Consider the following 23,706-nt stretch of genomic DNA (forward strand, 5'->3'; position numbering starts at 1 on the left):
CGGGCCCGCCGGCCGCCCCTCTTTCACAGCCTGAAGGTATCACAGTGAACACCACATCGCAGACATTCGATATCAAGGAGGCACGGGCGATCGCGACAGAGACATGGGTCGGCAAGTCCATCCCCCGCGTCGAGGATGGTGCCATCCTAACCGGGCGTGGCCGTTATATCGATGACCTCGCGATCAAGTCGGGCACCTGTCACGCTGCCATTCTCCGCTCCCCTCACGGCCATGCCCGGATCGAGGCGATCGACACCGAAAAGGCAAGGGCTCTGCCGGGCGTCGTTGCCGTTCTCACCGCCGAAGACATCCAGCGTCACGGCAGCTCGCTGGTCGTCGGCGTCAAGGCGCCGATCGAATGCTGGCCGATCGCCACCGACAAGGTGCGCTATTTCGGCGAGCCGGTAGCGATCGTCGTTGCCTCCAGCCGCTATGTCGCCGAGGATGCGCTTGATCTGATCGAGATCACCTATGCTTCGCTTGCTGCCGTTACCGACCCCGTCGAGGCACTCGGCGAAGGCGCTCCTATCCTGCATGAGGGCCTGAAGGGCAATCTCGCCAACGAACGCAGCTTCACCTATGGCGAACCGCAGGCCGCTTTCGAGGCTGCGGCGCACACGATCTCCATCGATATCCGCTACCCGCGCAGCGCCTGCACGCCGATCGAGACCTACGGTGTCGTTGCCGAATATGATCCGACCGACGACAGCTACGATATTCTTGCCAATTTCCAGGGGCCATTCAGCATCCATGCGGTGATGGCCCGCGGCCTCAACGTCCCTGGCAATCGCCTGCGGCTGCGCACCCCTGCTGATTCCGGGGGCAGTTTCGGCGTCAAGCAGGCGATCTTCCCCTACGTCGTGCTGATGGGGATCGCCGCCCGCGTCGCTGGCCGGCCGGTCAAATGGATCGAGGACCGACTCGAACATCTGATGGGCTCGGTCACCGCCACCAACCGCGTCACCCGGCTGGATGCGGCGGTCGAGGCCGATGGCCGCATCACAGCGCTGCATTGGGATCAGCTCGAAGATTGCGGAGCCCATCTGCGCGCGCCGGAACCGGCGACTCTCTACCGCATGCACGGCAACATGACCGGCGCCTATGCGATCCCCAATGTATCGATACGCAACCGCATCGTGCTCACCAACAAGATGCCGACCGGCCTCAACCGCGGCTTCGGCGGCCCGCAGGTCTATTTCGCGCTCGAAAGGCTGATGCAGCGAATTGCCGTAGAACTTTCGCTCGATCCGCTCGATGTCATGCGTGTCAACATGATCCCGGCTTCCGCCTTTCCTTACCGGACGGCGACCGGCGCCCTTTATGACAGCGGCAACTACCAGGCGGCCATGGACATCGCCACTCGCGAGGGCGGTCTGGACGAGCTTCTGGCGCTGCGCGACCAAGCCCGGGCCGAAGGACGCATCTTCGGCATTGGCTATGCCGCCGTCGTCGAGCCGAGCGTATCGAACATGGGCTATATCACTGCCGTTCTCAGCCCCGAGCAGCGCATCAAGGCCGGGCCGAAGAATGGCGCCCAGGCCACCGCGACGATCGGCATCGATGCGCTCGGATCGGTCTCCGTCCATGTCGCGTCCGTGCCGCAGGGACAGGGGCATCGCACGGTCCTGTCACAGGTTGTCGCCGACGTCCTTGGCCTGAAACCCGCCGATATCCGCGTCGTTTCGGAACTCGATACGGCGAAGGACGCCTGGTCGATCGCTTCGGGCAATTATTCCAGCCGCTTTGCCGCCGCCGTCGCTGGTGTGGCCGATATCGCCGCCCGGCGCGTGCGCGCGAAACTCGCGGCGATCGCGGCAAAGCAGCTGAAAGCGGATATGGTGGCGATCGTCTTCGAAGGTGGCCGCGTGCACGCAGGCGATCCGACGAAAAGCCTTCCCTTCGCCCGTGTTGCATCAACTAGCCATTGGTCCCCGGGTGACTTGCCGCAGGGGATCGACCAGACAATCCGCGAAACCGCCTTCTGGACGCCGCCGGAACTGACAGCGCCGGACGAGCAGGACCATGTCAATTCGTCCCTCTGTCACGGCTTCATCTTCGATATCTGTGCCGTTGAGATCGACCGCAAGACCGCGGCGCTGACAATCCGCAAATACGTCACCATGCACGATTGCGGCCGCATCCTGCATCCGGGCATGGTCGAGGGGCAGGTGACCGGCGGTTTTGCTCATGCGCTGGGCGCGGCGCTTCTTGAGGAGTCGAGCTATGGCGCCGATGGCAGTCTGCAATCTGGCACGCTTGCTGACTACCTGATCCCGACGATCATGGAGACGCCGGCGCTCACCATCCTGCATTACGAGAGCCCGTCCCCCTTCACGCCGCTCGGCGCCAAGGGGGTCGGCGAGGGCAATTGCATGTCGACGCCGGTCTGCATTGCTAATGCCGTCGCCGACGCACTCGGCATCCGCGATATCGAATTGCCGCTTGCGCCGGCAAGGCTCGCCGAACACGTCTTCGGCGAGGAACCGGCGCCGAAGACGCCCCCCAAGGCCAAGCCGAAGCCGAAGACCGCCAAGGCCGGCGAACGGGCTCTGTCGGGGGAAGGCGAGGCGATCGTCCAGGCGCCGCGCCAGCGCATCTGGGACATGCTCCTCAATCCTGACGAACTTATGTCGATCATTCCCGGCGCCCACGGTGTAAAGAGAGTCTCCGCCACCGAATTCAGCGCCGACGTGACGCTCGGGATCGGCCCTGTCAAGGGACGCTATTCCGCCGTCATCAAGTTGTCGGATCTCAACGAACCGGACTCGGTGACGCTCAGCGGCGGTACCAGCGGCGCGCTCGGCAATGGCGAGGGCACCGGCACCGTGATGCTGACGGAAGATCCGCCCGGCACGACGAAGATCCGATATCAGTACACGGCTGCCGTCGGCGGTAAGGTTGCCTCGATCGGCGGGCGCCTGCTGGACGGCGCTGCGCGGGTCGTCATCGGCCAGTTCTTCGAGGCGCTCGCCGCCAAGGCGGGCGGTAAGCGGCGCGGTTTCAATCCGATTGACACGATCCGACAGTTCGCAACGGCTATGGGGCTGATCCGATGAAACCGGCACCTTTCGACTATCTGCGCGCCGCCGACCTCGCCGAAGCTTTGGACATGCTGGACAAGGAGCAGGGCAATGTCCGCATCCTCGCCGGCGGCCAGTCACTGATCCCGATGATCAACATGCGGCTGGCGCGTCCGGCCGTGCTTGTCGACATCATGGCGGTTGATGCGCTACGCAAGATCGAGGACGACGGGAACAGCATGCGGGTCGGCGCCGCCGTGCGGCAGGCAAAGCTCGAACGCCATGCCGGCCTTCGTGACCGTCAGCCGTTGCTCGCCGCGGCGCTGAAATGGGTTGGGCATGCCCAGACCCGGGCCCGCGGCACCGTCTGCGGATCGGTCGCGCATGCCGACCCGTCCGCGGAACTGCTCACCTCACTGATTGCGCTCGAAGGCACGGTGCACCTGATGTCGCGCAAGGCAAAAAAGGAGCGCATCCTGCCGGCGGAGCAATTCGTCACCGGCATGATGGCGACAGCGAAGGCCGACAACGAAATGATTGTTGCTGTCACCTATCCGACAGCAAAGCCGGGGCATGGCTATTCATTTCGGGAGATTGGACGCCGGCATGGCGATTTCGCAATCACCGCCTGCGCTGCCATCGTCAATGAGCAGCAGGCCTTTCTGACCGTCGGCGGCGTGGCTGATGCCCCGACGCGGCGGGCGCTGCCGCTTCCGGGGACGGCCGATTTCGATGATGCGCTCAACCAGTTTGCCTGGGACCTCAATGCCCGGGATGATCTTCATGCCACGGCCCGCTACCGGCGGGATCTAGTGCGCCAGCTAGGCCGCCAGACTATCGAGGAGGCCGCGTCATGCCGCGCCTGACCGCCGACGGAAAACATCCTGTCACTTTTACCCTCAACGGCCGTACCGTGTCCGGCATGGCTGAGGCGCGCATGCTGCTCACTGATTTCCTGCGCGCCGAGCTTGGTATGACAGGCACGCATGTCGGTTGCGAACATGGCGTCTGTGGCGCTTGCACGATCCAGATAGATGGCGCTATGGCACGCGGCTGCCTGGCGCTTGCCGTGCAGACCGAAGGCTGCGACGTGCGCACTGTCGAGGGGCTTTCGCTCGACGGAAGCCGCCTCTCCATCATCCAGGAGGCGTTTCGCGAACATCACGGCCTGCAATGTGGCTTCTGCACCGCCGGCTTCCTGATGACGCTCGATGCCTTCCTGAAGGAAAAGCCGGAGGCGAGCGAGGCGGAGCTTCGGGAAGTTCTGTCCGGCAATCTGTGCCGGTGCACCGGCTATGCACCCATCATCAAAGCGACCCTCGCAGCCCAGCAGAAACTGCTGGCGGAGCGGGTGGCGGACACGGAGGAAACTAATGCTTGATCTTGGAACGACTTTTCTGGCGAGCCTAGAGCGGGAGCCGGGGGCGCTTGCGATCGTCGACGGGGACGTGCGGCTCAGCTATCGTGATCTTTATAAAAGCATATCGGCGCTTGTCGCCGCCTTCGACGATCTCGGTATGCAGCCAGGCGATCACCTGGTCAGCGTGTTGCGCAACCGCTGGCAGACGGCGACGCTGCACTGGGCCTGCCAGTTTTCCGGCGTGATCCTGACGCCGATCAATTGGCGCGCCAAGGCCGACGAGGTGAGCTATGCGGTTAGCGATTCCGAAGCCCGCGCAGTCGCTTTCGAGGAGTTTTCCGCCGAAGCCTGTCGCAGCGCCCACCTGCCTGACGGCATCCATCTGATTTCTCTTTCGCAGCCGGAAGCCGGCGAATTCTTTTTCGATGCGCTGCTCGATCGCGACGCGGCTCCGGCCCGGCCGCGTGTCGGGGCGGATGCCTGGTCGCTGATGCTCTATACGTCAGGCACGACCTCGCGGCCAAAGGGCGTTCCGCGGCGGCAGCGCGCCGAACGCGCGGCAGCGATCGCCCATGTAGCCCAAAACCTTTATGCCTATGGAGAGAAGACGCTTGGCGTGATGCCGCTCTATCATACGATGGGGGTCCGCTCGCTGCTTGCCTCCGCTATCACCAACGGCACCTTCGTCTGTATGCCGAAATTCGATGCCTCCGAGGCGTTGCAGATGATCGAGCGTGAGAAAATCGACAATCTCTATCTCGTTCCGACCCTCTATCACTCGGTCGTCAATCATCCAGATTTTACCGCTACCGACATTTCCTCTGTGCGCAAGCTCGGCTTTGCCGGAGCACCGATGACGGAAGGCCTCCTTAAAGTGCTCGACGCCGCCTTCAAGCCGGATCTCTTCGTCAATCACTACGGCTCGTCGGAAATCTACACCTGCACCATAAACCAGCGCGCCCAGATCAAGCCCGGTAGTGCCGGACGATCGGGCATCAACCAGATGATCCGCGTCGTCGCGCTCGACACCAATGATCCGGAGAACCGCGTGCCAGCCGGCCAGGAAGGCCAGATAATCGCGCTGATGGCCGGCGACGAGGCTTTCGAAGGCTATTGGCGGCGGCCGGATACGGATGTGAAATCCTTCAAGGATGGCTGGTATTTCAGTTCTGATACGGGCTATTTCGACGAGGACGGCGATCTCTTCGTCACAGGCCGCGTCGACGACATGATCATCAGCGGCGGCGAAAACGTCTCGCCGGTCGAGGTGGAAAGCTTGCTGTCGCTGCATCCGGGCGTCTCGGAAGTCGCGGTCGTCGGCCTGCCGGACGAAAAATGGGGCCGTGTTGTCACAGCCTTCATCAGCCGGACCAATGACGTGACCGACGCCGAACTGGACGCCTATTGCGCCATGTCAACTCTCGCCAATTTCAAGCGACCGCGCCGCTACGTCTTCGTGACGGAAATCCCGAAATCGCCCGTCGGCAAGCTTCTGCGCAGGAAGCTGGTAGAAGGCGAATACCAACTTGAATCAATGCAGAAGGAAAAGAGCCCAGCATGAGCAATCCCTTGTCCAATCTCGACGGCTTTCGTGTAGAGATCAATGCCGAGCAGCAGCGCGGCGACATCATCCTTTCCCGCCCACCATTCAACACCGTGTCAATGGCTCAGCGCGACCAGCTGAAAACCGCCTTTGAAGCGCTTGACGCGGACGACCGCGTGCGCGTTATCGTGCTGCGCGCCGAGGGCGAGCATTTCTCGTCCGGCGGCTATATCATGGGCTTCCTCGAAGCGACGCCTGAGCATGTCTCCAAGCTGGCCTGGAACATCGCCGCGCCGGCGCGCTGCGAAAAGCCGGTCATCGTTGCCAATCGCGGCTATTGCTTCGGCGTCGGTTTCGAAATCTCGCTCGCCTGCGATTTCCGCATCGTCTCGGAAACGGCGGAGTTTGCGCTTCCCGAGCAGAAGCTCGGCCAGATTCCCGGCTCGGGCGGCTCGGCCCGTCTCCAACAGATCGTCGGCATCACACGCACCAAGGACATTGTTATGCGGTCCAAGCGTATCAAGGCCACGCAGGCTTACGACTGGGGTATTGCCACAGAACTCGTCGCCGATGGAGAGCTCGAGGCTGCAACCGACGCACTGGTAAAGGAACTTACGGCCTTCTCGCCATTGGCGCAGCGCACTGCAAAAAAGCTCTTGAATGACAGCGAGGACACGTCGCTTTCTGCGGCAATCGAGCTGGAAGGCCATTGCTACAGCCGCCTGCGTTCTTCTGAAGACTTTGCCGAGGGCGTTAAGGCTTTCCATGAGAAACGCAAACCTGCCTTCAAGGGCCTCTGAACTCTAAGATTGAGCGGAACCAATCGGTGCCGGCCATAACCGCGCGCCGATTGCCGTTGGGGTAACGGATCCATGAGCATTGGCAAGTTTGAGGCGAGCAGCATGATGCTCCGCCTCGAGATGGGCCTTCACATTGAAGTGACGCGCTGGGGACCCATGCCGCCTCAACCGCAGATCGTATTACTCCATGAGGGACTAGGAAGCGTCTCGACATGGCGGAGATTTCCTGAGCAACTCGCTCTTGAAACCGGCCTCGGTGTCGTCGCCTATTCTCGCGAAGGATATGGTAGATCATCACCGCTTCAAGGTCCAAATAACGTTGATTATCTGGCAGTGGAGGCGCGTCGGCTTCCCGGAGTTCTTGATGCGATAGGCATCCGTCAAGCATACCTTCTTGGCCATAGTGATGGTGCCACGATAGCTCTACTTGCCGCAGCTCTGCATGGGGATAGGATTCGGGCAGTCTTAGCGGAAGCACCGCATCTTTATGTCGAGCCGGAGACGCAAAAGGCAGTACGTGGCGTCGGTCTGGCGTGGGAAGAAGGAGCGCTGAAGAGGGCCCTTTCGTGCCACCATCATAGGCCCGAGCCGATCTTTCGTCGATGGCATGACCTCTGGACAAGCGAGGGATTTGCCCAAAGGTTCGATATCAGATGGTGTCTGTCGAAAATCCGATGTCCGGTTCTTGCGGTCCAGGGAACTGAAGATGCTTTCGCATCGCCAAGGCAGCTTGCCGACATCCAGCGGATTGTTGCCTCGGGAGGGACGTTCTGGTTTGAAGGGTGTGGGCATGAGCCACATCGCTCCTTTCCTGACGCAATCATTCGGATGGCCACAGATATGCAACGTATTTGAAGCTCGCCCGGTGTTGGGTTCCACGTCGGCGAGGCGTGCCCGGTGAAGGTGAGGCGCCGAAATTTTTACTGAGTTAACACCTGTTCGAAAAGGTTATAGGTTCGAGTCTAGTCCAGACCTTCATGGATCAGGCGTCGATGTTCGGTCGCTTCGATCTGTTCGCTGACGCATCCTCTATGAGAGGGCGCCTACTGCGGCAGAACGTTCTTCCCATATCAGGATGAGTTAAGCGGGCAATGCATAAAACAGCATCCGGGGGACGGTAACATGAATGGGTTCTGCCCACCGCTGGAATTCGGAGTTAGAGCTTGCCAATTGGACCGTTCCCGCGGGCGGTCTCCACTTTCAGCGAGCCTCCCGGCAGCGGGCGCAACAACTCTTCCTCAGGCTTGTCAAGGTCGATCCACGCTTTCCAATCCCTCGGTCGAAGGACAACGAGCTGACGATTATGAAAAGGCTCCACGTCCGATCCCGGCTCCGTTGTCAACATCGCGAACGCCGAGGGCTGGCCTTTCCGGCTGGGTCGCCATATCGCAGCGATCGCCATGAGCGTCGCGTCAACGAACGTCAACCGATGTTTGATCTTTTGATCTTTTTTCTTGGTAGGCTCGAAGAAGGCGCTGGCTGGTACAAGGCAGCGATGGCAATCGCTGAAATGTCTTCCTTGCGATCGAACGTTGAATACCGGGCCGCGCTTGCCGATGGGCGGAAAGCCGAACTTCATCTGCGCTAGCTCAACAATATTGTCGCCCGCAGGTCGGATGACCGGGGCCATGTCGCCGACCTTGATGTGGTCAGCCGGCGGCATGTCCAGTTCCGTTTGGTTTGTCGGCATGCCAAGCGCGAGATCCTGCATGACCTTGCAGTATTCGGCGTAGCTGGCGCGCTGTTCATACTCGTTGCACATTGGCAAGGCCTAGGTGTTCGGGAACCGTTCAGAACATCGCCATGGAACGGGGCCATCGACTGCGCTGATGCTTAAGCTTTCAAGCTTTGATGCTACTGACCCTCACCTTTAACGCCAGCGGCAATTGGAGTGTTTATGAATAGGAAGCTTAGCTCCACGGTTCGCAGTCAGCAAGTCATATGTCATCTGGCTGCTGAAGGGGGCTTACCGCACCGGCTATTGCGGTGCAAAACGGGAGGGCCTTCGCGATGACACATCATTCGATCACAAACGAGATCGGCAAGTTTTCGAGGCATCAGATGTGGGCCGGAAATCTCAAGCCCCTCACACGCGCCACGCAAAGGGGCGCATCGTGCGGCGGCAATCGCAGGCCGTGAATTTCTTCAAGGCCCGAGGCTGTCTCTGCTTAATCGAGAACCTTGGGGACAAGGAAGTAGTTGCGTTCACTGAGAGGTGCATTCGCCACGATCTCTTCGGCATGATTGCCTTCGGTCACCACATCCTGGCGCATTTTCATGGCTGTTGGCACAACCGAGGTCATCGGAGGGATTCGTTCGACATCAACCTCCAAAAGCTGCTCGACGAAGGTCAGAATTTCGTTCAGCTCGCCACTCATTATTTCAGCCTCGTCTTCGCTGAAAGCGAGACGGGCAAGGTGGGCAATACGTCTAATGGTCGCGATATCTATCGACATAGGTTGCGTCCGATTTGATGGCTTCCGTCGCCTTTTGCCGATCTGAGCCTTCTGCCGCTAACACTGACTGCTTAAAGGAAATCTGGCAAGTCCATCTCGAGGGCCCGCTGCGGTCGGTTCGCTTTACGCATCAGCGCCTGATCGGGCCGTACTAATGGCGCCGTATTGAAGGCTGCACTGAGATTTGCGAAACTTCTCCAAAGCAGCACTTGAGCCGGTCTTCTCAAAGACCAGCTCGTCTGCCGTCAGTCGCTGGCACAGGGCTGGCAATGCTGGAAGCGCCGTCTTTCGGCGCTCCTTGACCGAGGCCGCGCGGGCCGACCATTTTCCGCCTTTCCGACGGCGCATTTATATCAGGCGGCCCCTCAAGATATTTGGACCGGAAATTCAATTCCCATCGAAAAAGTGCATTCATCTGATGGCTCGTGCCAGCTTTCGCTCTTCATAACTGTTCCGGCGGCCGCTTTTAGGCTTGGAGGCGCGGTAGGCTGTGTGTTTGAGCCGTGTCCTTTCCTGGCTGACCGTATCGCCCTGGATGCTTCAATTTGCGGCGAACATGAACGCGATGTGGACCCATGTGGTCCCGGTCGGTTCCCGGACTTCCCCAAGACCTCGTGGGCCATGTCTGCATCAACGCCAGGCAATCCGCTCCGGCGGTCTCTATGCGGGGGCTGAAATGTTGTCCACCGACGGGGTGCATAGCCGTTGCCGAGCTTCTTCTGAAGGAGGCTACGCATGACTGTGTGTCATGAGTTACATTCGTCCTTCCAGTCAATCTCATGCTCTTCAAGATAACAGTGCACCGCAGCACCAACCGTGGCGTAAAACACTGCCTCCCTGACGACGGCGTTCATTGCATTGTAGGCGCCGTGATCGTCGCCTCCGCTATCACCACGACGCGGGGCTTTCGCGCGAACGCGTTCCAGCGCGCTACATTAGGAGGGACGTTGCCTTGAGCGGATTGCGGACCTTGGCTCTACTCGTCCTCCTCATCGAGAAGCTGTCTTCTAATCTGCATCAGCTCATTTTTTCGTGCTTTGCTAACCTCCGGCATCCGAAGATCTAGCCTCTCGAAAGCTGCCGAGATCACCTCCGATACTGCCAATCGCGCGAACCATTTGTTGTCGGCGGGAATGACGAACCAAGGAGCCCACTCGGTGCTGGTATTCTCCAGCATATCCTCGAATGCCGTTTGGTAGCTGTCCCAGTATTTTCGCTCTGCATAATCTGCCGGTGAAAACTTCCAGTTCTTTTCTGGCTCCTCTATCCGTGCCAGGAAGCGTTTTTTCTGCTCGTTCTTGGAGACATTAAGAAAGAACTTCAAAACGATTGTGCCGTTTTGCCGGAGGTATTTTTCGAAATTATTTATCTCCTTGAAGCGCTTCTGAAAGATATCTGCTTTGTGAGCGCTCGGCGGGAGCTTCTGCTTTTCAAGCAGTTCCGGATGAACTCTGACAACCAAAACGTCCTCGTAATATGATCGGTTGAAGATACCGATCATGCCGCGACCAGGCACCGCTTTTGATGCACGCCAAAGGTAGCCATAATCCAGATCTTCCGCTGACGGCGCCTTGAAGCTGGTAACCTGGCAGCCCTGCGGATTGATTCCGGACATCACATGGCGAATCGCGCCATCCTTACCTGCCGCATCCATAGCCTGAAAGATGATCAACAGAGCGTAGTTATCCTGAGCATAGAGGATTTCCTGCATCGCGGACAGTCGCTCGACGTTTGCCGCCACCTTCTCGAGCGCCCCCTCTTTGTCATCATAGCCGCCGGTGAAATCCGGATCGAAATCCTTCTTTAGCGAAACGGCCTTTCCAGGCTCCACTGCTATGTCCCGGAAGCGAAAGCGTACACGGCCACTGTCGCCGACGGGGATCTCACGTTTCTTATCGAAGTCCAGATCAAGTTTCATCTCATGCTCCTCCATGACATGTCCTGTTTGGGATAAGCGCGGCCTTGTGTCTCCTGACTATGAATCCTTGTATGCCGACCCCGTGATGGGACGTCCAAATATGATCGCTGCTCCCTGCCTAGAGCTGTATCAACCCAATCCACAGCGGTAACAATAAAAATACCGCAATATAGCCCATGCCGCGCGAATGGCGTGAGATGAGTAAGCACCCCGGAGCCCCCGACACGAACCAGCTGAAACATCCGATTCTGTCGTCTGCGCGATCCCCGTACCCCTCGGCTGGTCGGCAGCCAGGGCGGCGCTGTCTTTCGGTCGCTCCGTCGCGGAGGGCTACAATGTCGTTGGATACGAGGCTTTTGGGTTCGAGGGTGCTGGCGGTGGCATGGCGGCTTTAGAGTAAGAGTGCGGGCCGTGTTTCCGTGACGGGTTGAGGGCTGGAGAAAGGTCTCCGGCGTCCGTCAGTGAAGCCTGAAGCCGACGCACCTAGCCCGATGATGCTGCTGGGCTGAATACCAGTAGACTAAAAATCTCGAAAAGAACCTGGGCGGCAGCGTGCGCCGTATTCGTCGTGCTGTCGTATTGCGGCGCTACCTCCACGACATCGGCGCCAACGAGATTCAGGCCCTTTAGTCCGCGCAATAGCTCCAAGGCCTCGCGGCTGGTGAGGCCACCGATTTCGGGCGTTCCTGTGCCAGGGGCAAAGGCAGGGTCGAGGCTATCGATATCGAAGGAGAGGTAGGCAGGGCCGTCACCGACGACTTGGCGGGCTTTCTCCACGATCGCCGGAATGCCCATCGCTGAGATTTTCTCGGCATGAATGACAGTCATGCCGGACTCGTAGGAGAACTCCCAGAGGTATTCGGCGGACCCACGGATGCCGATCTGAATAGTTCTAGTAGGATCGAGGACGCCATCTAGCACTGCGTTGCGCATCGGGCCACCATGGTGGAACTTCGTTTGGTCGAACGGACCCCCGGTGTCACAATGGGCGTCGATATGGATGAGGCCGACTGGTTCACTAGCGCCGACGGCCTTGAGGATCGGATGAGTGATCGAATGGTCGCCGCCGACGGAAACCGGAATGACACCTGACGCGATGACCTTGCCGATCATTGCCTCGATATCTTGATGGCATTGTTCCAGCCGGTAGCGGCTCTGGAATGGCACGTCGCCAATATCGGCGATGCGCAAGTCGTAAGCTGGGGCGCATTCCAGGACGTGATTATAAGGGCCGATACGCTCGACGGCGCGAACGGCCCTGGGCCCGAATCGCGAGCCAGGGCGGTTTGTGACCCCGAGGTCCATCGGCATGCCGATCGCGACCACCTGCAGGTCCCCAAAGTCGGGGGCAGCGAAATCTACCTCCCTGTAGGGAAGTGTTGCGAAGGTCGAGATCCCCGAATAAGGAGCCGCCCGTGTGCCGCCCTTGAAGATCTTATCCGCTACCCTTAGAAAGCGCGGATCGAAGAACTCGGTACTATCGGCAAACTTCCGGCGCAGATCTTCGAGATGCTTTTTCAACTCAACCATCGTTTGTCCCCTTCTTGCGCGTCCTGCTTCATAGGTTTGAAGCGCGTCGCGACCGATGACAACTTCTTTTGCTGTCGTCGGGGTTGAATCCACATCCGCTATCTCGACGTGCCGGGATTCCTGATCGCGCATTGGAAGAATTTGGGCTTGCGTGAGAAGCGGCGGGCTCGCAGATTGCGGCATCATCATGAGCAAAGGATTGGACGATGACCGGCAGTTTCTTTCAACCAGTTTCCGCTGCCGAGGTTCCGCGCTTTGCCGGGCATTCAACTTTCATGCGTCTGCCCGCCGTGCAGACGGCGACTGGACTTGATATCGCGCTTGTCGGCATTCCCTGGGACGGCGGAACGACGAATAGGGCGGGCGCTAGGCATGGGCCGCGGGAGGTTCGCAATCAGTCGAGCCTGATGCGGCGTGTACACCATGTTTCGGGCACCGAGCCATTCAGCATCGCGAATATTGCTGACGTCGGCGATCTTTCCGTCAACCCGATCGATCTTGTCGACGGCCTCGATCGTATAAAAAAGGGAATGGATACGATTGTCGCTGCCGGTGCCATTCCGCTGTCGGTCGGAGGCGACCATTTGACAACCCTGCCCGTACTCCGCGCCATTGTCAAAGATAGGCCGATCGGACTGGTCCATTTCGACGCACATTCAGATACCAACGATCGCTATTTTGGTGATAATCCCTACACGCACGGAACGCCATTCCGTCGAGCGATCGAAGAGGGCCTACTCGACCCGAAACGGATCGTCCAAATTGGAATTCGCGGCTCGATTTACGATCCGGGCGAGCACGACTGGGCGAGAGAGCAGGGCATCCGGATCATCTATATGGAAGAGTTTGTTGACCGCGGAGCGAAGGACGTGATGCGGGAGGCGCGAGATATTGCAGGGGGGCTGCCGACCTACGTTAGCTTTGACATCGACAGCATTGATCCATCGATGGCACCCGGAACCGGAACGCCGGAAGCAGGCGGCTTCACGACCCGCGAGGCGCAGCAAATGATCCGTCTGCTTTCAGATGTACAGATCGTGGGCGCCGACGTCGTGGAAGTCTCGCCGCCATTTGACCTTGCCGGCATGACGGCGCTTGCGGGCGCCACGATGATGTTCGAACTTCTCTGTGTAATTGCCAGACAGGTCGCGGATCGGCGCAACGGCGCAAGCGCCTGATCGCATGGCCTTCGTCAAGGGTGGATGAAGGCCTCGTCTGATAGCGGTCGTCTGCTCTTAGCGAGCGGCTCGTGCCTTCGCAAAGCGGTTTTCCGGCATGGAAAGTCCGAGGTTTTCCCGCAGCGTTTTGCCCTCATATTCTTCGCGGAAGAGGCCGCGGCTCCGCAATATCGGCAGCACAAGCTTGACGAAATCGTCGAGGCTCGACGGCAGTGTCGGGAACATTAAAATGAAGCCATCCGCTGCACGGGTCTCGAACCACTCTTCCATGAAGTCGGCAATCTGTGCCGGTGTGCCAGTAATGCCGTTGCCGGTATGCTTCTCAGCGTAGTGACGCACCAACTCGCCAACCGTCCGGCCACTCTTCACGAATTCGGTAAGCTCTTCGAACAGCGCGCGCGATCCCTTGGGTTCCGTTGGCAATCGATCCAACGGGAACGGCCTGTCAAACGGGACACCGCGCAAGTCGGCCTCCAGGAACTCGGAAAGCATCAAGCGACCGACCTCGGGGTGCATCTTGTCGATGAGGTAGTTGACCTTGGCCTGGGCCTCGGCTTCCGTTTCGCCGACATTCAGGACAACGCCCGGCATAATCTTTAGATCATCAGGATTGCGTCCGAAGGCCGGCATACGTTGCTTGACGTTTGCGTAGAATGCACGGTTTCGCTCAATGTTCGAGGCGAGGCTAAAGACGATCTCGGCTGTACGCGCTGCCATGTCCATGCCAGCTTCCGAGCCGCCGGCCTGCGCAATGACCGGCCGGCCTTGTGGCGATCGGGCGATGTTCAGCGGTCCGCGGACCTGGAAGTGCTTGCCCTTGTGATTGAGCGTGTGGTGCTTTGTCTTGTCGTAGTAGACGCCGCTCTCGCGATCGAGCAGCAACGCTCCTTCCTCGAAGCTGTCCCAGAGACCAAAGACGACGTCCACGAACTCGTTGCCACGCTCATAACGCAGTGCATGTGGGTCAAGCCCCTCGCGGTTGAAATTGTAGCCCGTCTCGTCGTGGTCTGAAGTGACGACATTCCAGCACGCTCGCCCGTGGCTCAGATGGTCGATTGAGGCAAACAGTCGGGCGACGTTGTAGGGCTCGTAATAGCTGGTTGATACCGTGGCGACGAGGCCAAGCTTCTCTGTTGTCACCGACAGGGCGGACAGCAGCGACAAAGGCTCGAAACGGTTCATCTTCGTCGGAATGCGCGAGAGAGCATCGGGGTCGCCGACAGCAGCGGCAGGCGAGTCTGCCATGAACATGAAATCGAGCTTTGCTGCTTCCGACCGTCTGGCGACATCGAGCAGATGACTGAAATCGTTGGCGCCGTGAACATCGCTTGCCGGATGCAGCCATGAGGCCGGATGGAAGCCGAACGTGTAGACGAAGGTGCCCAGTTTCATCCTGTCAGAACGCGCCATGCCATTCTCCCGCGAGCTCATCTGTGATTGCTCAAGGTAACTCTACGCGACCTTTTTCATCAATATCGCAAGGCCTACTTCCGCTTTAGTTTTTTAAAGGGTCGTAGGTGCGGAGATTTGCGCCTGCCGCCGCGATATCGCAATAAGCCAATCGCGAAACTCCGAACCGTAAGGCTTTTGCAGTGCGCAACAGTCCCACGCGAGGAAGTAGCACTCGAGCAACGGCATCCTGAGATCGACCGGGGATAATGTCTTTGCCTCCGGTTCATCGGCGAATCATCGACATCTGGGCGAGCAGGATGCAGCGCTTATTGACAGCGGCGTCGATCTCGCTGCTCGATAAGGTGAACGGCAGGCCGGAGGGCGAACCTTTGAAGCTCGCGCGATTTTCGCAGCTCCGCAAAGCTCGGGTAGGGGGTGAAATGTCGCTCCCATTCGACATGCAGCAGCGGAGAGGACAGCAGATCAGCGGCGGTCAAATTCCTTCCAGTGGTCGGAGAAGGGGAGCAGGCGGACACCATCCATCGCGAAACATGTCGGCGTAATGATCGTGCTGTAGTACACCCGATCCGTAACTAACTCGGAAATTAACTTCGTCGAAGTCCATTCGCGGCTCCCTATCGCGGCTGGTCAGGCTGACGTGTGGGTCTGGAACGCAGAACTTGGCAGTCAAAAATGCGCCTACCGATCCATTTGCTGACGCCTGAGGAGAGTGCGCTAAGCACGAGCGCATTTTCGTTTCGCGCCCGTTCCAGCACTTGGTCGGCGAACGCAAATTGCTCAAAGCCCTTCGATATCTCGCGGTGATAGGGACGGCCCCACTGCGTCACCTCCACTGTCTGTCCGCTCCGCTCCACAAGGGTGATGCCAAGAAAGCCCTCTACTTTGCGCATCTGCTGGTGATGGCGCCCGGAGACACGTTCAGTTCCGCGGCAGCCCCCATCACGCTCCCGCAGCGCCCGACCGCTTCGAATGCTTGCAGACCTTTTAGCGGAATTCCACGGAATCTGTTCGTCGCTCAATGTACCCTACCCAGTGTGGCTGTCGACATGACGAGGGTTTTTGGCTGGATGAAAGATTCCGGCAAATTGAAAGCGATCGCCGGGATGCGTGATTTCGACGTACGTCACGAGGCGATCATTCTGCCAGGTCTGACGAATGAGGTTCAAGCAGGGTTCGCCGCGATCGATTTCAAGAATGCGCGCCGTCGCAGCATCGGCCGGGACCGCCCGTATCACATGCTTTGCCTTAGACCATGGCACTTGGGAGAGGAGCCATTCTGCCGGAGGCGCAGCAGCAAAACTCTCGATTCTTGCGAGCGGCACCGTATCCAGCAGAATGATGCGACGCTCGACTGCCGTGGGCTTCCCATCAACGATATGCAGACATTGGATTCTGAGAACCTCGGCTCCCGATGTGCTGTCCAACTGTGCAGCCTCGACCGAGTCCAGGGTCTCGATCTTTCGCGCTAGGATCTTGTAGCGGTGCTCATAGCCTGCCAAGCTCGCCTCGGTCCCGATATCTTGGATATCCATGACCGTACGGTCGATCTGCGGCGAGGCGACGAATGATCCTGTTTTTCGCTTGCGGACGACAAGTCCACGGTCGACGAGCGCGGCCAGCGCTTTGCTCACCGTCATCCGCGAACAGCCGTAGTCATCGACAAGATCATGCTCTCTTGGGATCCGATGGCCCGGACGCCAATCCCCAGCCAGGATCTTCGCCTCGATATCGTTAAATATCCTAAGATAAATTGGCTCCAACACGCGACCTCATCACGCCGCCGGCAAACGATGCAAACGCCAAATTCGCGCCCACAAGCCGCCGGTCGGCATAAAAATTGCGTTCGTCGACTTTGACGTTGACACTCTAGGCTAGCGCATATCTATTTGTATAGTCAAAAGCGGATCAAAGAAGTCCGCATACGGAACTGAAATCGGGAACTCGAACGCATCCTGGGGGTGCGGAAACTGGAGAGATAGCAATCATGATCGCACGTTCACTGCTAAAGGGCCTCGTTGGCGCTGCCTTTTTGGTTGCGGCGACCCTGTCGGCGCAAGCCGCCGATACGCTCGCTGCCGTCAAGGCAGCCGGCACGCTGAAGGTCGGCACTGAAACCGCCTTTGCGCCGTTTGATTTTATCGATGCCGGCGAACATGCCGGCCTGAACGTTGATCTTTTTACCGAGATCGGCAAGGAGCTGGGTGTCAAGATTGAGTGGGTCGCGCTTCCTTGGGATGGCGTTTTCCCGGCCCTCGAAGCGGGCAAGTTCGACGTCGTGGCCGGTCCCGCAACGATCACTAAAAAGCGCATGGAGCGTTACCGCTTCACGCCGCCGATTGCCGAAGCGACCATCGCGATTCTGAAGAAGGCAGGCGACACGACCATCAGCAAGCCGGATGATATTGCCGGTAAGACGATTGGCGTCGGAAAGGCCACCTCGCAGCTCGATCAGCTGAAGGAATTCTCGGCAACGCTGCCTTCCAAGGTGGATGTTCGCGAATATCCGGCTTTCACTGAATCCTATGCGGATCTCGCAGCCGGCCGTATTGCCGGTGTCGCCAATTCGCTCCCGAACATCGCCTTCGTCGCCAAGCAGCGCGAGGGAACGTTTGAAGTCGTGTTGCCGCCTTTTGGTAAGAAGTCCTACTTCGGCTTCATTGGCCTCAAGGATGCTGATCACGCGACGCTGATGGACGCTATCGATGGGGCACTGCTGAAGATCAAGGCTGATGGTCGTATGGCAGAGCTGCAGAAGAAGTGGTTTGGTGCGACGTTCGATACGCCCGATGCAGTAAAAGACCCAGCATTCTAATAGCAGGCCGATCGTTGATTGCGTCGCACGAGCGCGCAATCAACGACGCCATCGTGCCTTCATGACAGCCAGGCGGGCAAAGCCGGATATGTCCATCAAACTCTTTGAACTGCTTCTCTACGCGTCGATCTATACAGTGCTGATAAGCGTCGTCTCCATCTTGATTGGCTTCGCCATAGCGATCGTTCTTTCCGGCATGCTGCTGTCGAAGAAGGCCCTGTTCGTCGTTCCTGCACAAATCTTCATCAGCTTCTTCCGCGGTGTGCCGCTGCTTGTGCAATTGCTGCTGATCTACAACATGTTGCCTGCGATCGGACTGAACGTGCCGAGCATCGTTGCTGCGATCGTAGGTCTGTCGCTTTGCACGGCGGCCTACCAGGCGGAAAACATGCGCGGCGGATTCGCCAGCGTCCCGATCGGTCTCGTGGAATCCGCTGAAATGGTGGGACTGACGCCGGGTCAGATCTTCCGGCGCATCAAGGCACCTATCGCACTGAGGCTGACCTTTCCGGCGCTCGTCAACGAGGCAATCCTCATCCTCAAGGCGTCGTCGCTCGTTTCCGTCGTTGGCGTCATCGAACTGACCCGCATGGCGCAGGATCTCGCCGGCAGCACCTTCCTGCCGCTGCAGATATTTGCGGCCGCGGGCCTTATTTATCTCGTCATCAACTGGATCGTGGCGCTTGCTGGTGATCTTATCGAGCGCTCTCTTCCGGGAGTGCCGCGATGACGTTCGACATTAACGTCATCCTTGACCAGTTGCCGGCGATCACAAGTGGCGCCGGCGTCACGATTCTGATCTGGATCGTCGGGACGATCGCTGCCACAATCGTCGGATTTTTCGTCGCTGTCGGTCGGCAGTTCGGTGGCGCGATGCTCAACAAGGCGCTTGGCCTGATCATTGCCGTACTGCGCGGTACCCCGTTCCTTATCCAGATCTTCCTCGTCTATTATGGCGGTCCGTTCATTGGCCTGTCACTCGATCCTCTGCCAGCGGGTCTGATTGGCATCTCGATTTACGGCGCCGCCTACTACAGCGAGATCTTTCGATCAGGTTTCCTTGCCGTTCCCAAAGGTCATATCGAGGCGGGCCAGTGCGTGGGCCTAACCCAGGGGCAGATCATCCGGCGCATCCTGTTGCCCGAGATGACCATGCTCGTGCTGCCTCCGTCGTTAAACATGGCAGTCCTTCTGATGAAAGAAACGGCCGTTCTTTCGATTATCACCGTTCCAGAGCTGACGGCGACGCTGAGTGCGATTGGCGCACAGCAGTATGCCTTCGTCGAAGCTCTATCGGCGCTCGCACTCTTCTATTGGGTGCTCGTTGAGATCACCGGTCGACTTGGCCGTCTCGTAGAAACGAAACTCACCAGATTCAGGTTTTTCAACGCATGAGCCTCCCCGCGATCGCAGTCAAAAATCTCGTCAAGAAGTTTGGGGATACGACAGTCCTCCAGAATGTCGACCTCCAGATCCCGCACGGCCAGGTCTCCTGCCTGATCGGCCCCTCAGGCTCTGGCAAGAGCACGCTCCTTCGCTGCATGGCCTTTCTTGAAGAAGCAACGTCTGGAACCATCACAATCAATGGCGAGGTTCTCGGTTTCACCGAAAGTGCCACGGGGATACGGGAGCGCGTTCCACCTGCTGCCAACCGTGCAATTCGCGCTCAGATCGGCATGGTCTTTCAGCAGTTCAATCTCTGGCCACACATGACAGCGCTAGGAAACGTGAGCGAGGCGCTGAAGACCGTTCACAAGATGAGCCGTAAGGATGCTGAGGAGCGCGCCATGGCGCAGCTTGTGAAGGTCGGGCTTGAAAGCCGGGCGGGTCACTATCCATCGCAGCTTTCCGGTGGACAGCAACAGCGGGTGGCGATCGCCCGGGCGCTCGCCCTCAAGCCGAAGATCATGCTTTTCGACGAGCCGACGTCATCCCTGGACCCAGAGTTGACCGGCGAAGTGCTGAACGTCATGCGCGATCTCGCCGCCGAAGGCATGACAATGGTCGTCGTGTCGCACGAAATCGGCTTTGCGGCCACCGTCGGGCAACAGATCGCATTCCTCGACCATGGAAGAATCGTCTTTACGGGCCCTCCACAAGAGGTCTTCAGAAAGCCCAGAAATGCACGTCTTGAGCAGTTCCTCGACACCTATCTCGATCGTGGAGCGTCCATGTTGCTGTGAGGAGAGCGGTACCATCCGCCGCCATGGGAGAGGTCCTCATGCCGTGACAGGTTCTAGATCGACGACGGCCAAAAGTGGGCTGGTAAGAAAACGACGAAATCGGGTTTTACAGCTTCTGCGCGAGATCGGCGTCCTGTGCCGAGGCGGTGAATACTGGCTCGGGGCGGCCGCACTCGGCCCTTGATTGACATTGAAATCCATGTCCTTATCCAACCTCAGATCGGACGAGGATTTGCCGTGATGGCTTCGGGACGAGGCCAGCTGCTTCGCGACAGCAAGGCGTTGGTGCCGTCGCGGTCTCGTACCACGCGCTGGGTGCAATTGAAGATACTGGGATGGATATTTTGCGCAAGAATTCCACACGGGTCGGCCCCGGCTATCCGCAAGTTGTCGTGCTCGTCGGTGCGACGGGTGATCTCTCCCGGCGTAAATTGCTGCCCGGGTTGTTCCACCTTATCAAAGCTGGCTTCATCCCGGGCTGCCGGATCGTCGGCGTGTCGCTTGACGATATCGATGTCGATGGATTTCGAACCATTGCCCGCGAGTCGCTGGATAAGTTCTTGACCCGCAAGTTTACACAGGCCGAATGGGAGACTTTCGCAGCATCACTTGATTACGCACCGATCGGCGCTGGTGCCGGTGCGCTGAGGGAAGCGGTAAATAGGGCCGAGGAGGCAATGGGGCCGGAAACGCGGCGCGTGCATTACCTGTCGGTGCCGCCGAAAGCAGCGCTCCCGGCCGTGCAGCTTCTCGCCGAGGCTGGGCTGGTGGAGCGTTCCCGTATCATCATGGAAAAGCCGTTCGGAACGGACCTTGCCAGCGCTGTGGAACTAAACACCAAGCTGCACGAGGTGTTCGACGAGAAGCAGATCTTCCGTATTGACCACTTCCTCGGAAAGGAGCCGGCGCAAAACATCCTGGCGTTCCGCTTTGCCAACGGCCTGTTCGAGCCGATCTGGAACCGCAATTTCATCGACCATGTGCAGATCGATGTGCCGGAGACGTTAGGTCTTTCCACCCGCGCGGCATTCTACGAGACCACTGGCGCCTATCGCGACATGGTGGTGACCCACCTCTTTCAGATTCTAGCCTTCATGGCGATGGAGCCGCCTACAGCCCTCGAACCTGCGCCGATCTCCGAGGAGAAGAACAAGGTATTCCGCTCCATGCTGCCGATCGAGCCGCGCGACGTGGTGCGCGGCCAATATATTGGCTATCGCAACGAGCCGGGGGTCGATCCCGAGAGCGACACCGATACGTTCATCGCTCTCAAATGCGCAATCGACAATTGGCGCTGGGCCGGGGTGCCGTTCTTTTTGCGTACTGGCAAGCGTCTGGCTGAAGGGCAGCGCATCATCTCGATTGCCTTCCGCGAGCCCCCGAAATCGATGTTTCCCGCAGGTTCCGGCGTCGGCGCGCAGGGGCCGGATCACCTCACCTTCGACCTCGCCGACGCCTCTAAGGTCTCTCTTTCCTTCTACGGCAAGCGACCCGGACCTGGTTTCCGGCTCGACAAGCTCTCCCTGCAATTCGCCATGAGTGAAACAGGCCTGATCGGCGAAGTTCTGGAGGCATACGAGCGCCTGATCCTCGACGCTATGCGCGGCGACCACACGTTGTTTAATACCGCCGAGGGTATCGAACGGCTCTGGGAGGTCTCGCAGCCGCTACTGGACAATCCGCCGCCGGTGCGCCTTTACGATCAGGGCGGCTGGGGGCCGAAATCGATCCACCAGCTTATCGCACCGCATGCCTGGCGGCTGCCTTTCGAGCGGGCCTGGCGGGATTCGTCAAAGGTCGACTGATGCGCCTAGCCGCTATCAATAGCAATGCGAAACGCCGAATTGACAAGTCTCAGTCAGCCCTCAACCAATCCGCCCGTAACCTCATCGCAATGTCGCTTGGCGCGAAGACTTCATCTTCGCTCGCGATCGTAGCTCGCCGGGACACAGCGGAGGCCAAACTTGAGCCTACCCTTCCGGGACCGCTTGAACCCGAGTTCAAGGACAAGCATCCAATACTCTTTCATTCCTGCTGCCCCAGAACCGGCCTCGCAAACTTCGACGACACGACCAATGGGAGCCTTACAGACGGCCGGTCTTACCTCGGCTCTCATGTTCGATTCGGCCCAGCTATACCGCCTGGGCCGAGGATGATCGCCGGCGGCGCCCATGAACGCCACTCGGACCGGCCTGCAACGCCCATCCAGCGCCTATCGATGCACAGGGTGGTGACACAGCATCTTCAGTCCGATTGCTTTTGCATCCCAACCCAGACGCAAAGATCAGCTGCGAGGCTGAACCATCGCCAGGGCCACCGTCGATGCAGCTAGGACAGCGGTAAGGGTCAAGGGCCCAATAGCACCGTAGTGGTCGACAATGTAGCCGCCGAAAACCGCGCCGATGCTGATGGCGACCTGAAACGAGACGACCATCAGGCTCCCGGCCGCCTCCAAAGCGTCCGGCGCCCCGCGGGAAAGGTTGGTCGGTAGAACAACCGGCGCCATGCCGAAGGCGAAGCCCCAAAGCGCAACAAGGGTGTACGCAACACCGATATGAGCGCCCCACAACACCAAAGCGCATGCAGCAAACGCCATCAGCGCTGCCGTGACAGCAAGGGCCAGGCCGATACTGGCGTCTGCCATTCGGCCACCGGCGACATTGCCGATCACGGAGGCGACGCCGAATCCTAGCAGTGCCAGGGCGATCGATCGGGTTTCAAGGAGCGTCACTTGTTCAAGGAAGGGGCGCACGTAAACCGAGCCGGCAAAATGGCCGGTCATCAGCAAGAGGATAGCAAGCATTCCCAGTTGAATGCCACGCCGCCGTGTCAGCCGGAAAACATCGGCGAGACTGTTGCTCGTACTTGCAGGCAATGTCGGCAAAGTAAGTACCTGCAGCAGCATTGCAAGCGCGGCAAGCCCCGCTGTCATGGCCATGGCGCTGCGCCATCCCAGCCAGTCGCTGATCAAAGCACCTAGCGATGGTGCAGCGATTGTGGCGAGCGAGACGCCGAGAGTGACGATAGCCATGCCCCGGCCCGTCGCATTGGCGCCAACCAGCCTCGCCACGACGGCAACTGAAAGCGCCCAGAAACCGCTAAGCGCTACGCCCAACCCGGCACGGCCCAACAACAATAGCCAAAAGTCGGTCGCTAACGCTGCAAGGATATTGGATCCGATCGCCAATGCACTGAGACCAACCAGCACCGTCTTGCGGTTCAATCTGCCGATGAGAACATTGCTTAACAGGGCGGTGACAGCACCGACAGAAGCGGTAGCGGTGACGACCTGTCCGGCTGTCCCCTCGGTAATCCCGAGATCGTGCGCCATCGGCGTCAACAGGCCGGCCGGCAGGAACTCGGCCGATACGAGTGCAAAGCTAGTGGCCGCCATCGAAAGAACGGCAGCCCAGGTCGCCGCGTTCCACGTGGATGGCTCGGGGAAATCGACGCCAATTGCTGCCCCATCAAGCTGCGATGTTGTGTCCGTCAT

The 23,706-nt window shown here is 59.1% G+C and carries 20 protein-coding genes and 1 pseudogene; 13 read left to right on the forward strand and 8 right to left on the reverse strand.

Translation table 11 applies throughout. The features are described from left to right. Window positions 1-71 precede the first annotated feature (71 nt). The 6 genes from FHT77_RS27705 (at window position 72) to FHT77_RS27730 (ending at window position 7,578) form a co-directional block, all read left to right on the forward strand. A complete protein-coding gene (locus tag FHT77_RS27705; protein ID WP_409527474.1) occupies window positions 72-3,056 on the forward strand; it encodes a xanthine dehydrogenase family protein molybdopterin-binding subunit in 2,985 nt (994 codons plus the stop codon). Continuing rightward, window positions 3,053-3,886: an FAD binding domain-containing protein gene (locus FHT77_RS27710; RefSeq protein WP_183758382.1), complete on the forward strand. Its 834-nt coding sequence runs from the start codon at window positions 3,053-3,055 to the stop codon at window positions 3,884-3,886. Before FHT77_RS27705 ends, FHT77_RS27710 begins: the two co-directional genes overlap by 4 nt. After that, window positions 3,874-4,401 (forward strand): (2Fe-2S)-binding protein, encoded by a 528-nt coding sequence (locus FHT77_RS27715; RefSeq protein ID WP_183758384.1) that lies wholly within the window; start codon window positions 3,874-3,876, stop codon window positions 4,399-4,401. The genes FHT77_RS27710 and FHT77_RS27715 overlap by 13 nt, the downstream gene beginning before the upstream one ends. After that, window positions 4,394-5,941 (forward strand): AMP-binding protein, encoded by a 1,548-nt coding sequence (locus tag FHT77_RS27720; protein WP_183758386.1) that lies wholly within the window; start codon window positions 4,394-4,396, stop codon window positions 5,939-5,941. The genes FHT77_RS27715 and FHT77_RS27720 overlap by 8 nt, the downstream gene beginning before the upstream one ends. Then, window positions 5,938-6,723: an enoyl-CoA hydratase/isomerase family protein gene (locus tag FHT77_RS27725; RefSeq protein ID WP_183758388.1), complete on the forward strand. Its 786-nt coding sequence runs from the start codon at window positions 5,938-5,940 to the stop codon at window positions 6,721-6,723. Before FHT77_RS27720 ends, FHT77_RS27725 begins: the two co-directional genes overlap by 4 nt. A gap of 72 nt (window positions 6,724-6,795) precedes the next feature. Then, complete coding sequence (locus tag FHT77_RS27730; RefSeq protein WP_183758390.1) at window positions 6,796-7,578, forward strand: alpha/beta fold hydrolase; 783 nt, start codon at window positions 6,796-6,798, stop codon at window positions 7,576-7,578. 301 nt (window positions 7,579-7,879) lie between these two features. Here FHT77_RS27730 and FHT77_RS27735 read toward each other — a convergent pair whose 3' ends face one another. Both FHT77_RS27735 and gatC read right to left on the reverse strand, forming a co-directional pair. Beyond that, complete coding sequence (locus FHT77_RS27735) at window positions 7,880-8,434, reverse strand: SOS response-associated peptidase family protein (protein ID WP_312859783.1); 555 nt, start codon at window positions 8,432-8,434, stop codon at window positions 7,880-7,882. 457 nt (window positions 8,435-8,891) lie between these two features. Next, a complete protein-coding gene (gene gatC, locus FHT77_RS27740; RefSeq protein ID WP_183758393.1) occupies window positions 8,892-9,179 on the reverse strand; it encodes an Asp-tRNA(Asn)/Glu-tRNA(Gln) amidotransferase subunit GatC in 288 nt (95 codons plus the stop codon). A 490-nt stretch (window positions 9,180-9,669) separates the two neighbouring features. On the opposite strand from gatC, the gene FHT77_RS27750 reads away from it, so the two are divergent. Further along, a complete protein-coding gene (locus FHT77_RS27750) occupies window positions 9,670-9,918 on the forward strand; it encodes an SPW repeat protein (protein WP_183758397.1) in 249 nt (82 codons plus the stop codon). Window positions 9,919-10,155: 237 nt separating this feature from the next. Here the strand turns inward: FHT77_RS27750 and FHT77_RS27755 are convergent, their stop codons facing one another. Together FHT77_RS27755 and speB (FHT77_RS27760) are read right to left on the reverse strand one after the other, a co-directional pair. Continuing rightward, window positions 10,156-11,097, reverse strand: coding sequence for a polyphosphate kinase 2 family protein (locus FHT77_RS27755; protein WP_246712782.1), 942 nt, complete (start codon window positions 11,095-11,097; stop codon window positions 10,156-10,158). A gap of 483 nt (window positions 11,098-11,580) precedes the next feature. Beyond that, window positions 11,581-12,627, reverse strand: a complete 1,047-nt coding sequence (speB, locus tag FHT77_RS27760) for an agmatinase (protein WP_183758401.1) — start codon at window positions 12,625-12,627, stop codon at window positions 11,581-11,583. A gap of 206 nt (window positions 12,628-12,833) precedes the next feature. Between speB (FHT77_RS27760) and speB (FHT77_RS27765) the strand changes: the two genes are divergently transcribed. Beyond that, entirely contained in the window at window positions 12,834-13,805 is a 972-nt protein-coding gene (speB, locus tag FHT77_RS27765; protein WP_183758403.1) for an agmatinase, read from the forward strand. 57 nt (window positions 13,806-13,862) lie between these two features. Here speB (FHT77_RS27765) and FHT77_RS27770 read toward each other — a convergent pair whose 3' ends face one another. The 3 genes and pseudogenes from FHT77_RS27770 to FHT77_RS27780 all read right to left on the reverse strand — a co-directional run bounded on the left by FHT77_RS27770 (window position 13,863) and on the right by FHT77_RS27780 (window position 16,978). Beyond that, window positions 13,863-15,215, reverse strand: coding sequence for an LLM class flavin-dependent oxidoreductase (locus FHT77_RS27770; RefSeq protein WP_183758405.1), 1,353 nt, complete (start codon window positions 15,213-15,215; stop codon window positions 13,863-13,865). 93 nt (window positions 15,216-15,308) lie between these two features. After that, window positions 15,309-16,212, reverse strand: a pseudogene (locus FHT77_RS27775) (LysR family transcriptional regulator). A 31-nt stretch (window positions 16,213-16,243) separates the two neighbouring features. Next, window positions 16,244-16,978 (reverse strand): UTRA domain-containing protein, encoded by a 735-nt coding sequence (locus FHT77_RS27780; protein WP_183758486.1) that lies wholly within the window; start codon window positions 16,976-16,978, stop codon window positions 16,244-16,246. 224 nt (window positions 16,979-17,202) lie between these two features. On the opposite strand from FHT77_RS27780, the gene FHT77_RS27785 reads away from it, so the two are divergent. The 5 genes from FHT77_RS27785 (at window position 17,203) to zwf (ending at window position 22,018) form a co-directional block, all read left to right on the forward strand. Beyond that, window positions 17,203-18,030, forward strand: coding sequence for a transporter substrate-binding domain-containing protein (locus FHT77_RS27785; protein WP_183758407.1), 828 nt, complete (start codon window positions 17,203-17,205; stop codon window positions 18,028-18,030). Window positions 18,031-18,118: 88 nt separating this feature from the next. Continuing rightward, window positions 18,119-18,760: an amino acid ABC transporter permease gene (locus FHT77_RS27790; RefSeq protein WP_183758409.1), complete on the forward strand. Its 642-nt coding sequence runs from the start codon at window positions 18,119-18,121 to the stop codon at window positions 18,758-18,760. After that, window positions 18,757-19,425: an amino acid ABC transporter permease gene (locus FHT77_RS27795; protein ID WP_183758411.1), complete on the forward strand. Its 669-nt coding sequence runs from the start codon at window positions 18,757-18,759 to the stop codon at window positions 19,423-19,425. Before FHT77_RS27790 ends, FHT77_RS27795 begins: the two co-directional genes overlap by 4 nt. Beyond that, entirely contained in the window at window positions 19,422-20,213 is a 792-nt protein-coding gene (locus FHT77_RS27800; RefSeq protein WP_183758413.1) for an amino acid ABC transporter ATP-binding protein, read from the forward strand. The genes FHT77_RS27795 and FHT77_RS27800 overlap by 4 nt, the downstream gene beginning before the upstream one ends. A gap of 335 nt (window positions 20,214-20,548) precedes the next feature. Then, complete coding sequence (zwf, locus tag FHT77_RS27805; RefSeq protein ID WP_183758415.1) at window positions 20,549-22,018, forward strand: glucose-6-phosphate dehydrogenase; 1,470 nt, start codon at window positions 20,549-20,551, stop codon at window positions 22,016-22,018. A 479-nt stretch (window positions 22,019-22,497) separates the two neighbouring features. Here zwf and FHT77_RS27810 read toward each other — a convergent pair whose 3' ends face one another. Continuing rightward, window positions 22,498-23,706 carry an MFS transporter gene (locus tag FHT77_RS27810; protein ID WP_183758417.1) on the reverse strand — a complete coding sequence of 403 codons (1,209 nt, stop codon included), beginning with the start codon at window positions 23,704-23,706 and terminating at the stop codon, window positions 22,498-22,500.

Source organism: Rhizobium sp. BK181 (assembly GCF_014193305.1).
Lineage (GTDB): Bacteria > Pseudomonadota > Alphaproteobacteria > Rhizobiales > Rhizobiaceae > Rhizobium.